At 71.9% G+C, this 7995-nt stretch carries 7 protein-coding genes and 1 pseudogene; 4 read left to right on the top strand and 4 right to left on the bottom strand.

What is annotated here, in order from left to right:
* Positions 1-1474 (top strand): PH domain-containing protein (locus HMPREF9719_RS06000; protein WP_004601089.1); only part of this gene is annotated, 1474 nt, incomplete at its 5' end.
* 87 nt (positions 1475-1561) lie between these two features.
* Here HMPREF9719_RS06000 and HMPREF9719_RS05995 read toward each other — a convergent pair.
* Together HMPREF9719_RS05995 and HMPREF9719_RS05990 are read right to left on the bottom strand one after the other, a co-directional pair.
* The gene (locus HMPREF9719_RS05995; protein ID WP_004601088.1) at positions 1562-2893 is read right to left on the bottom strand and encodes an O-acetylhomoserine/O-acetylserine sulfhydrylase; all 1332 of its coding nucleotides are present in this window, start codon (positions 2891-2893) and stop codon (positions 1562-1564) included.
* Between the two features lie 254 nt (positions 2894-3147).
* On the bottom strand, positions 3148-3645 hold the full coding sequence (locus HMPREF9719_RS05990) for a tRNA (cytidine(34)-2'-O)-methyltransferase (RefSeq protein WP_004601087.1): 498 nt from the start codon (positions 3643-3645) through the stop codon (positions 3148-3150).
* Positions 3646-3680: 35 nt separating this feature from the next.
* Here HMPREF9719_RS05990 and HMPREF9719_RS05985 point away from each other — a divergent pair, with 35 nt between their 5' ends.
* Together HMPREF9719_RS05985 and HMPREF9719_RS05980 are read left to right on the top strand one after the other, a co-directional pair.
* Positions 3681-4556: a bifunctional methylenetetrahydrofolate dehydrogenase/methenyltetrahydrofolate cyclohydrolase gene (locus HMPREF9719_RS05985; RefSeq protein WP_004601086.1), complete on the top strand. Its 876-nt coding sequence runs from the start codon at positions 3681-3683 to the stop codon at positions 4554-4556.
* Positions 4557-4562: 6 nt separating this feature from the next.
* Complete coding sequence (locus HMPREF9719_RS05980; protein WP_004601085.1) at positions 4563-4910, top strand: DUF3017 domain-containing protein; 348 nt, start codon at positions 4563-4565, stop codon at positions 4908-4910.
* A gap of 7 nt (positions 4911-4917) precedes the next feature.
* Here HMPREF9719_RS05980 and metX read toward each other — a convergent pair whose 3' ends face one another.
* Both metX and HMPREF9719_RS05970 read right to left on the bottom strand, forming a co-directional pair.
* Complete coding sequence (metX, locus tag HMPREF9719_RS05975) at positions 4918-6066, bottom strand: homoserine O-acetyltransferase MetX (protein WP_004601084.1); 1149 nt, start codon at positions 6064-6066, stop codon at positions 4918-4920.
* 85 nt (positions 6067-6151) lie between these two features.
* Positions 6152-6733 (bottom strand): hypothetical protein, encoded by a 582-nt coding sequence (locus HMPREF9719_RS05970; RefSeq protein ID WP_004601083.1) that lies wholly within the window; start codon positions 6731-6733, stop codon positions 6152-6154.
* Positions 6734-6959: 226 nt separating this feature from the next.
* Between HMPREF9719_RS05970 and HMPREF9719_RS05965 the strand changes: the two are divergent.
* Positions 6960-7995: pseudogene (locus tag HMPREF9719_RS05965) on the top strand (hypothetical protein); the annotation flags it as partial.

The following is a 7995-nucleotide window of genomic DNA, read 5'->3' as shown; positions in this document are numbered from 1 at the left end:
GCACCGCGCCAGCCCGGTGTTGCGCTTCTGGCAGGCCTTCGCGGTTGGTGCGGCGGCGATCCTCGTCAACATGGTCAACTCCGGGTTCGGCGCGATCGTCGACGCGCTCGTCTTCGCCGGGGAGCACTGGGCCTGGACGCTCCTCGGGATCGTCGGGGTGCCCGTCGTCACCGTCGGCGCGGCGTGGCTTCTCACCGGCGCGTGGTGGCGCGCCACCGGCTTCCGCCTCACCGGCGAGGAGCTGCAGCGCCGCCGCGGGGTGTTCAGCAAGGAGCAGCGCAGCGCCCGCTACGACCGCATCCAGGCCGTCGACGTCGTCGAGAACCTCGTGCCGCGGCTGTTCAAGCTCGCGTCCATCCGCGTGGAGACCGCCGGCGGCAACGACTCGGCCATCAACATCGAGTTCCTGCCCCGCCGCGAGGCCGAGGAGCTGCGCGCCGAGCTCCTCGTCCGCGCGAAGGGTGCCGACGGGGAGCACGCCCCGGCCCCCGGCGGCGCGGCCGCGCCGGGCGCGGGCGACGCGCCCGGGGGCCGGTCGGCGGAGGAGGTCCTCGTCGAGGAGATCCCCGTCGCCCGCAGCCTCGCCGGCGCGGCGCTCACCGGCGGCACCGTCGCCACCGCGGTCGGCGGCCTTTTCCTCCTGGTGGTCTTCCTCGGGGTCGCCATCGCCTTCGACGATGCGAGCTTCTTCGGCGTGGTGCCCTTCCTCGTCGCGCTGGTCGTCGGCTCCGCCGGGCCGATCTGGCAGCTGCTCGACCGCTCCTGGCGGTTCACCGCCATCCTCGAGCGGCGGCCGGACGCCTCGGACGTCGTGCACCTGCGCTACGGGCTGGCCACCAAGCGCCGCCAGTCGGTGCCCGTCGACCGGGTGCACGCGGTGCGCATCGGCCAGGGCGCGCTGTGGCGGCGCCGCGGCTGGTACAAGCTCAGCGTCGACGTCGCCGGCTACACGCCCGGCCAGTCCTCGACGAACGACCTGCTGCCCATCGGCAGCCGCTCCCAGGCGCTCGCCGTCGCCTCCGTGCTCACCGGCCGCGACGCCGAGGAGATCGCGAGGATCGCCGACCCCGACGGCGCGACCGAGCCGGACTACCGCAGCCCCCGGGCCGCCCGCTGGTTCTCCCCGATTGACTACCGGCGGCACGCCGCGACGCTCACCGACGGGATCGCCGCGTGGCACTGGGGCAGATTCGGGCGAAACGTGTCGTTCATCGACGCCGGCCACATCCAGGAGCTGACCGTGCGCACCGGGCCGCTGCAGCGCCGCCTCGGGCTCGCGACGGTGGTCTACGACCTGGTCGCCGGGCCGGTGTCCATGAGCGCGGAGCACCTCGCCGTGTCCGACGCGTGGGAGCTCACCGATCGTCTGCGCGAGCGCCGCCTGCCCTCGCTCGCGGAGGACCCCGCCGTGCGCGAGATCCGCGAGGCCGGCGGCCCCGCGGCGCGCCCGGGCGGGCCGGCCGGGGACGAGTAGCGCCCCGGGCCGCGACCAGGGGCAGGGTTTCGGGCCCGCCTCCCTCGCTCGGGGAGGCGGGCCCTAGAAACTTAAGGAAACGGCGGCCTAGATGGCCTCGAAGCCGTTGGCGAGGTCCGCGAGGATGTCCTCGGCGTCCTCGATGCCGACGCTTAAGCGTACCGTCGCCTGGGAGATGCCCGCCTTCTTGAGGGCCTCCGGGCTGGACTGCGAGTACGTCGTCGTCGCCGGGTGGACCACGAGCGAGCGCACGTCGCCGACGTTCGCGAGGTCGGAGTGCAGGTTGAGCGCGTCGATGAAGCGCCACGCCGCCTGCTTCGCGTCCTCGGAGAACGGGTCGTCGGCCTTGACGTCGAACGCGAGGACCGAGCCGGTGTAGTCGAGGCCGAGCTTCTCCTTGACCTCGAACCAGGGCGAGGAGGGCAGGCCCGCGTAGTTCACCGAGGCGACCTTGTCGTGGCCGTCGAGGAACTCCGCGACCTTGCGGGCGTTCTCGTTGTGCTGCCGGATGCGCAGCGAGAGCGTGTCGAGGCCCTGGGCGGTGACCCACGCGTTGAACGCCGAGGGCGCCGCGCCCGTGTCGCGCAACACGCCGGCGCGCGCCTTGAGGGCGAAGGCCTCCGGGCCGAGGTCGGCGTAGACGAGGCCGTGGTAGGCCTCGTCCGGGGTGACGAAGCCGGGGAAGACCGGCTTGCCGCCGCGGGTGACCTTCCAGTCGAACTTCCCGCCGTCGACGATGACGCCGCCCAGGCCCGAGCCGTTGCCCGTGTAGAACTTCGTCAGCGAGTTCACCGACACGTCCGCGCCGAGCTCGAGGGGCCGCACGAGCGCCGCGGTGGCGAGCGTGTTGTCGACGATGAGCGGCGCCTGGTGGTTGTGGGCGACCTCGGCGATGGCGGGGATGTCGAGGACGTCGGCCTGCGGGTTGGCGAAGGTCTCCCCGAAGAAGGCGATGGTGTCGTCCTCGGCGGCCGCCGCCCAGGACTGCGGGTCGTCGGGGTCCTCGACGAAGGTGGTGCGAATGCCCAGGCGCGGCAGCGTGTAGCGCAGCAGCGTCTCCGTGCCGCCGTAGAGCCGGGGCGAGGAGACGACGTGGCCGCCGTTCTCGCTCAAGTTCACGAAGCTCGCGGTGACCGCCGCCTGCCCGGAGGCGAAGAGCACCGCGGCGACGCCGCCCTCGAGGGAGGCGAGCCGGTTCTCGACGGCCTCGGCGGTGGGGTTGCCCAGCCGCGAGTAGATCGGGCCCGGGTCCTCGAGCGCGAAGCGCTGCTTGGCGTGCTCCGCGTCGTTGAAGACGTACGAGCTGGTGTGGTGGATGGGCAGGTTGCGCGCGCCGGTCTCGTCGACGGGCTGGCCGGCGTGGATCTGCCTGGTCTGGAACTTCCAGTCGGCGGCGTTGCTGTTGTCGTAGCGGGTCATGGCTCTCTTCGGCCTCCTCGGCGTCGGGCGGGCGCGCCCCAAAGGTGGGGAGCGGGGTCGTTTTCGCTGTTTCTTTCCGCCCCCGCCTAAGCGACCGGCGGGAGCGTGGAGCCGAGACTATGGAGACCCGCGCCGCCTAGGCAATACTAAGCTGTCTAGTTACCGAGATTGTCGCTGGTCAGGGATTTAAACACCGCGGACTAAGCGGTATGTTTTTTGCCGCGTGGCTCTCCGGGAAGGGGAGCCGGGCGGGGTTAGGAGGCGCCCGGGAAGCCGAGCTGGCGCCACGCCTCGAACACGCCCACCGCCGCGGAGTTCGACAGGTTCATCGAGCGCCGCGCCGGCAGCATGGGGATGCGCACCGCCTCGGTGACCCGGGGGTGGGAGAGGTGCTCCGGCGGCAGGCCGGTGGGCTCCGTGCCGAAGAGTAGCGCGTCGCCGGGCCGGTAGGAGATGCTCCCGTGCCACGTGTCGGAGTGCGCGGTGAACGCGAAGACCCTCGCGTCCGGCAGCGCGCTAAGGCAGGCGTCGAGGTCCGTGTGCACGGTGACGTCGGCGAGGTCGTGGTAGTCGAGTCCCGCGCGCTTTAAGTGCCGGTCGTCGAAGTTGAAGCCGAGCGGCTCCACGAGGTGGAGCCTCACCCCCGTGTTCGCGGACAGCCGGATCGCGTTGCCGGTGTTGCCGGGGATGACGGGGTTGTCGAAGATGAGGTGGAAGGGCGCCCCCTCCCGCGCGCCGGGCCGCTGTGTCATGGAAGACATTGTAGGCCCGCGAGAGACGGCCGATAATGGGGGTTGTGGCTGATTCAACGACTGCGAAGACCCTAGACGGCAAGCTGTACCGCAAGGAGCTGCTCGAGGACCTCTCGAAGCGGGTCGCGGCCCTCAAGGAGAAGGGCTACGAGCCCGGCCTCGCCACGGTTCTCGTCGGCGACGACCCCGGCAGCCAGAACTACGTGCGCATGAAGCACAAGGACTGCGCCGAGGTCGGCATCAAGTCCATCCGCAAGGACCTCCCGGAGTCCACCACCCAGGAGGAGATCGAGCAGGTCATCGAGGAGCTCAACAACGACGACGCCTGCACCGGCTACATCGTCCAGCTCCCCCTGCCCAAGCACCTCAACGAGAACCGGGTGCTCAGCAAGATCGACCCGGAGAAGGACGTCGACGGCCTCCACCCGGAGAACCTCGGCAAGCTCGTCCTCAACGAGGAGGCGCCCCTGCCCTGCACGCCGAACGGCGCGATCGGGCTTCTGCGCCGCTTCGGCGTCGAGCTCGACGGCGCGAAGGTCGTCGTCATCGGCCGCGGCGTGACCGTGGGCCGGCCCATCGGGCTCCTGCTCACCCGCCGCTCCGAGAACGCCACCGTCACCCTGTGCCACACCGGCACCAAGGACCTCAAGGCGGAGACCACCGCCGCGGACGTCATCGTCGCGGCCGCCGGCAAGCCCCACATGCTCACCAAGGACATGGTCAAGCCGGGCGCCGCGGTCCTCGACGTGGGCGTCTCCCGCGTCGACGGCAAGACCGTCGGCGACGTCGACCCCGGCGTCTGGGAGGTCGCGGGCGCGGTCTCCCCGAACCCGGGCGGCATCGGCCCGATGACGCGCACCTACCTGCTCAAGAACATTGTTGACCGCGCGGAGCGCATCGTGAACGATTAACGGGCGATGCCCCACACTCCGACTCCGCCCGCCTCCCACGGCGAGGCGATGGCAAACCCCCACAGCGGCGACCGGCGCTCCCGGCTGCCGCTGTGGGGGCAGCGCGTGCTCGGGGCGGCGTTCCTCGCGCTGGTTGCCGCCTCCGCGGTGTTCGCGGTCTCCGAGCACTGGCGCCGCGCCACCGTCGCGCTCGGCGTTGCGATGCTCTGGCTCGCCGGCTGCCGGATTACCTGCGACGACCGGGTCATCGGGTTCTTCTCGGTGCGCTCCCGCCGCTTTGATGCGGGCTTCTGCGGCGCGGTCGGCGCCGCGATGGTCGCGCTCGCCGCGTCGGTCGACGCGCTCGGCAGCTAGTTTCGGTCTAGATCACGAAGTCCGCGAACTCCGCCTCGCCCGCGGGGTCGACCTCCGCGAAGAAGTGCCGCAGGATGCGGCCCAGCTGGCGTGACTCGGTCAAAAACCCGTCGTGGCCGACCGGCGAGACGATCTTGTGCATCGCGAGCAGCTGCCCGAGGTTCCTCGAGAGGTGTTCCTGCTGGTGATACGGGTAGAGGATGTCGGTGTCCACGCCCGCGACGAGCACCGGGATGGGGATCTCGGAGAGCGCCCGGTTGAGCCCGCCGCGGCTCCGGCCGATGTCGTGCCGGTTGAGCGCCTCGGTTAAGGCGACGTACGAGCCGGCGTCGAAACGCTCCGCGAGCTTCGCGGCCTGGTGGTCGAGGTAGCTCTGCACCGCGAAGCGCTGCTTGGCGGTGCGATACGGCCCCAGCGGCTCCTCCCCGCGCTGCGCGCGGGTCCCGAAGCGCTCGTCGATCTCCAGCTCCCCGCGGTAGGTGAGGTGCGCGATGCGCCGGGCGGTCGCGAGCCCGAAGCTGGGGGCGGCGCCGGTGGCGTAGTAGTCGCCGCCCTTCCAGTTCGGGTCGTTCTCGATGGCGTTGATCTGCGCGGACTGGATGCCGATCTGCCACGCCGAGGCCCTCGCCGAGACCGCGATAACCGCGGCGGCCTGGAGAAATTCGGGATAGATCGCCGCCCACTCGAGGGTGCGCGCCCCGCCCATCGAGCCGCCGACCACGGCGCGTACCGACTCGATACCCAGCCGGTCGAGCAGCGCGCGCTCGGCGCGCACCTGGTCCCTAATCGAGATCGCCGGGAAGCGCGAACCCCACGGGCGGCCGTCCTCGGGGTGCGGGGTGCTCGGCCCCGTGGAGCCGGAGCACCCGCCGAGCGCGTTGCTACAGATCACGCAGTAGCGATCTGTGTCGACCGCGTGGCCGGGTCCGACGACGCCCGCCCACCAGTCGGTCGCGTCCGTGTCGCCGGTCAGGGCGTGCTCGACGATGACGACGTTGCTGCCGCCGTCCTCGAGCTGGCCCGGGGTACCCCACTGGCGGTACGCGATGCTCACCCCGGGCATGGCCACGCCGGCCTCCGTGACGAAGTCCCCGATGGGCTCCCGCCTCAGCGGCGGGGTGGGGGACGCGGTCGGCTGCTCGGCGGCGGTCGTCATGGCTACCTGCCTCTCGGTGAACAAAGCTGTCTAGTTTCGTTTCTCGAGGCTACGGCCGGCCGCGCGCCGGGGGCGAGTTTTTGGGCTATTTACTTTCGGCCGCGCCGCCCGCGGGCTTGGCGGGGACCTTCTCTAGGACCTCCGTGTCGGCGCGCCACAGCGAGTTTTCGCCCTCGTCATCGGCTCCGTCCTCATCCTCGGCGGAGTCCTCGTCGGCGTCGTGGGGATGCCACAGCGGGTTGATGCCGGGCATGAGCCAGGTGGCCGCCCCGGCGAGCACCGCGACGACCGTCGCGGCGACGGGCGCGGCGCTATCCGGCACGAAGAAGGCGGTGGCCAGCGCGACGATGAGCAGCGCGAGCCACACCGCGGGCAAAAAGATCCCGAGCCGCAGCGCCGAGGTGACCTCGTCCTCGGCCCAGTCCTCCTCGGGGAAGCGGGCGCGGGCGGTGGCGCGCACCCGGCGGCGGGTATTCCCCCCGACCCACGCGAGCGCCGCGACGACGAGGACGGCGCCGACGACGGTGGTAACGAGGTGGGGCAGCGCCGCCCCGAACGCGAGGACGACGACCGGCGTGGTGAGCGCGGCGCGCTCGGCGAGGCTGAGTGGTAGCGGCTCGGTGGGGTCGATCTCGGGGTAGAGGCTCTCGAACTGGGAGGAACTCAACTGCGGTCTCCTTAGCGGCTGGCGAGGGGCTTGGGCGCCGCGGTGCACGACGCCAATGTGGGTAGTATTGACTAAATTATCGATCCAACATAGCTTAACGTAAGCAATAGAGCTGGTATAGCCCCGGGCAGCCTTCCTGATGAGGTTTTCCGTCCTGCGGTGTGCCTGACCGATGTTGGTGGCGGAGCGGGCTAGCCAGGCTCACCGAGCTGAGGATGGAGGTCCCATGAGTCCACGGTTGACCAGGCTGGCGACGCGCGCGGGCGCGACGCTCGCCGCGGCGGCGACGCTCGGCGCGGGCGCGGCGCTGGGCCTGGCCCCGGCCGCCGGCGCCGCGCCGGAGGACAGCCAGGAGCAGGCCCAAGCCCCCGCGTGCAGCCTCGCCATAAACGGCATCGCCCGCGCCGAGGCCACCCTGGATCTAAGCAAGCTCCCGGAGGGCGAGGGGAAGCCGAAGGTCATCTGGCAGGTGTCGGAAGGCCTCGGCTACGTCGACGGGAAGGACGAGCCCGCCGCGTTCCACCTCGCCGGCGCGGAGAGCGGCGGCGCCGTGGGAGCCAGGGGCATCGTCGTGCCCGTCGCCGGCGGGCTGCGCCTCGCCGCCGTTGACGGCAACCACCTCGCGGAGACGACCGCGCTGCGCCTCCAGCTCGCCCCCGACGATGAGGGCGCCTGGCGAGGACTCGTCGTCGCCGACTATCTCGCCCGCACGACCGGCTTCGGCGGCGGCGAGAACTACCAGCTCGACAACCAGGTGATCGCCACGGTCGCCCTCGCCGAGCCGGGCGCGGTCGACGTCTCGGCCGGGCGCGTGGAGCTCGCGGGTAGCGCGACGCTCACTGCGGCGGGCGCGCACTTCGCCGGCGCCGGGCGGGAGGGCCTCGAGCTCGGGGAGTTTTCCGGCACGCTCGAGTGCGGCGAGACCCCAAGCGGCGCGCAGGCCGACCCGGGGGCGCTCTTCGGCGGCGAGCCGAGCGCCCAGAGGCCCGAGGAGCCCGCCGCCCCGGGCAAGCCCGGCGAGGACGAGAAGCCCCGCCCGAGCGACCCGCCGAGCGAGAACCCGAACACCACCCCCACGAAGCCCACCAACCCGCCCACGGACGGCGGCGGAGATGGCGGGAACGGCGGCAACGAGCAGAAGCCCGGGAACAAGCCCCCGAAGGCGAACGAGCCCCAGCCGCCTCGGCCGCCGCAGCACCGCGGCGGGGGCGGAAACCACGGCGGCGCGCCCGCTCCGCAGGCGCCGGCCCCGCAGCCCGCGC

The organism is Corynebacterium otitidis ATCC 51513 (genome assembly GCF_000296405.1).
Taxonomy (GTDB): domain Bacteria; phylum Actinomycetota; class Actinomycetes; order Mycobacteriales; family Mycobacteriaceae; genus Corynebacterium; species Corynebacterium otitidis.
Note: the sequence above shows the minus strand (reverse complement) of the source record. Positions and strands in the feature narration are given on the sequence as shown.

Coding starts and splice junctions, on each gene's coding strand:
- HMPREF9719_RS05980 (WP_004601085.1), top strand. CDS start 4,563: ATGCCCCACACTCCGACTCCGCCCGCCTCCCACGGCGAGGCGATGGCA.
- metX (WP_004601084.1), bottom strand. CDS start 6,066: ATGACGACCGCCGCCGAGCAGCCGACCGCGTCCCCCACCCCGCCGCTG.
- HMPREF9719_RS05990 (WP_004601087.1), bottom strand. CDS start 3,645: ATGACACAGCGGCCCGGCGCGCGGGAGGGGGCGCCCTTCCACCTCATC.
- HMPREF9719_RS05995 (WP_004601088.1), bottom strand. CDS start 2,893: ATGACCCGCTACGACAACAGCAACGCCGCCGACTGGAAGTTCCAGACC.
- HMPREF9719_RS05985 (WP_004601086.1), top strand. CDS start 3,681: ATGGGGGTTGTGGCTGATTCAACGACTGCGAAGACCCTAGACGGCAAG.